The 2,398-nt window shown below is 41.2% G+C and carries 3 protein-coding genes; 1 reads left to right on the top strand and 2 read right to left on the bottom strand.

What is annotated here, in order from left to right:
• Positions 1–711 (bottom strand): FAD-binding oxidoreductase (locus AAF462_11610; protein MEM7009769.1); only part of this gene is annotated, 711 nt, incomplete at its 3' end.
• A gap of 276 nt (positions 712–987) precedes the next feature.
• On the opposite strand from AAF462_11610, the gene AAF462_11605 reads away from it, so the two are divergent.
• On the top strand, positions 988–1,932 hold the full coding sequence (locus AAF462_11605; GenBank protein MEM7009768.1) for a hypothetical protein: 945 nt from the start codon (positions 988–990) through the stop codon (positions 1,930–1,932).
• 23 nt (positions 1,933–1,955) lie between these two features.
• On the opposite strand, the gene AAF462_11600 is transcribed toward AAF462_11605, so the two are convergent.
• Positions 1,956–2,398 (bottom strand): hypothetical protein (locus tag AAF462_11600; protein MEM7009767.1); only part of this gene is annotated, 443 nt, incomplete at its 5' end.

Here is a 2,398-nt window from a genome sequence, read left to right as displayed (position 1 = left end):
TATCTCTTTTGCGTTTTCAGTAGAGTAAATGGGGCCAGAGAACATAACTTCGGGCCCGACGGGATGCAAACGGAATTTAAATGTAGTAACTACACCAAAATTGCCGCTTCCTCCTCTCACAGCCCAAAATAAATCCTCATTCTCCGATTCGCTTGCATGTACGAGCTGACCATCGGCAGTGACAATATCTACAGATAAAAGGTTGTCGATACTAAGACCGTATTTACTTCTGATCCATCCAAACCCAGCTCCTAAAGTAAGACCAGCAACACCAGTGTCAGACACTATACCAGCAGGGGCACTAAGACCGTATTGCTGCGTCGCTCTGTCCATATCGCCTAATAGAGCTCCGCCTCCAACATGTGCAGTAAAATTTTGCGCATCAACCACTACATCATTCATCTTCCTTAAGTCGATTGTTATTCCACCTTCGCACAGCGCCTTACCGGCTGCGCTGTGACCTCCACCTCTGATAGATAGTAAAATCTTATGATCTCGAGCGAAGTTTACACAATTTATTACATCCTCAACTGTTTGTGTTTGTACTATTAATGCTGGTTTGATATCAAACATTCCATTAAAAATCACCCGGGCTCCATCGTATCCAGGGTCGTTACTACTAAGCACAGAACCTGTAATTGATTTTTTGAAAAGCTCTATAACTGTATTTTGTACTTCTATGTTTTCGCCATCAAGACTGATCATTTTCATATTAATAGATCCCCCATCTATATTTGTAGTAAAAAATAACAGAGAAAGAAAACTCATACAATCACTATTTATAGGTCTTTGTGGTTATCTTATGAAGTTTGATAAATTAGCCTCAGCATTATTAAAATCTGTATTCGGGGAGAAGGCTGATAGACCAGCGCTATTGATTCTATATTTCAGTTATATTTATAAGAATGCATATATCATTTATCAATCTACACTTATGAAATTGATTGACCTATTATGCCTTATAATACTTCTTTAGGATGGGGGAAAATGAAGAAAAAAGCTCTAATAATTTTACCGCTATTGTTTGTGGTCGGAATAATTTCATCATGCAGTAATTCCACGTCAAACGATTCAATATTGTCATCTAGAGAGGAATGTGACGGAGTACCTAACTGTGTCTCCGTTGAGACTGAGTTTATGGAACTTTCTGCAGATGCTATTCACGTCCTCCATTTCAACTGCCCTGATGAAGCGCCCAACATTCATAACATAGATGTTGATCAGAACGATAATGTAAACGTAGTCGTAATTAACTGGAATGAGGATGCTGTAACGGTGAAGTTTTCTAATCAAGATCCAGATCTTGACGGGTTTTATCAAACATTCCTCGGCTGCTCCGATATATCTTTTGAGGACTCTGACGGTATAGAGAGATTCGCTGGTCGTACAACACTTCCCGACGGCAGGGCTGATGTTCCATCTGATATTCCACACACTATCCCGCAAGCGTGCAATGAATCTATACCAGATTGTGTGAACGTTGTTACTAAGCGTCATGCTGTAGGTCATGCCAGGGCCGACAAAGTTGATGTACACTGCCCAAATCACCACTATTTCGTTCGTTATAGTGATCACAGATCAAGTCACTCGGTTACTATAACCGAAGATCCGTTTGGCAAACTCTACTTAGACAATAAAGGCATGACTTTTTTTGTAACCAACTGGAGCTTTCACGACCATCACTATCAGATCGCAATCGCGTGCTCTTCAGCATGTAAGTATGTTCCTGGCGGATGCGCTTGTGATGGTGATGATGGTGCGCATTTTGGTTGCCACAACGACCCGGGGTGTAAGACTACTATGAGTATGACGGAGTGTGATCCTACCAATCCAGGTAATTGCTGGCAAGTCTGGAGCGAGAAATGTATAGACGGCGTCACATGGGAATGCAACACAACGCTTGGATGGCCATGCTGTGACAGGTGCCCATAGTGATGAGCTAAGTACTAGCTTAATTACTGATTCTTCGTTTGCTTTTCATATGCTTTATCGACATCTTTGTGCATGCTTAAAAGTTCCGGGAGACCTATAGTAAAATCCCAAAGTGAATTGAGGCCCGCCCTAATTAATACTCGTAAAGTTAGAAAAATAGAAGGTTTGCCAGGCTCATAGTGATCACGTTTATGAATTTCATTTCTGCCTTGGGCTAGCACGCGACGAACCTCTGATGGTATGTTCCAGTCGCCTCTGAAAATTACCGTACCTTCTGGATTAATTATATAAGCCATATCTGGGAAAGAGCCATATAAATTATGTGCATGCCCGTCAAGTGAGTCTACAATTATAGTCCTATTTTCTTTCTCTTCACTGGGCAACCTAGCGGCGTGTTTTATTTTTTCTTCAATTGAGTTTTGTGCGGGAACTTTTGAGCATGCACAAAGATGTCGATAAAGCATAT

It is taken from the genome of Thermodesulfobacteriota bacterium, from assembly GCA_039028315.1.
GTDB lineage: Bacteria > Desulfobacterota_D > UBA1144 > Nemesobacterales > UBA2774 > CR02bin9.
Note: the sequence above shows the minus strand (reverse complement) of the source record. Positions and strands in the feature narration are given on the sequence as shown.

Bases quoted from the DNA above. Each gene is read 5' to 3' on its own strand.
- AAF462_11605 (MEM7009768.1), top strand. From the start codon at position 988: ATGAAGAAAAAAGCTCTAATAATTTTACCGCTATTGTTTGTGGTCGGA.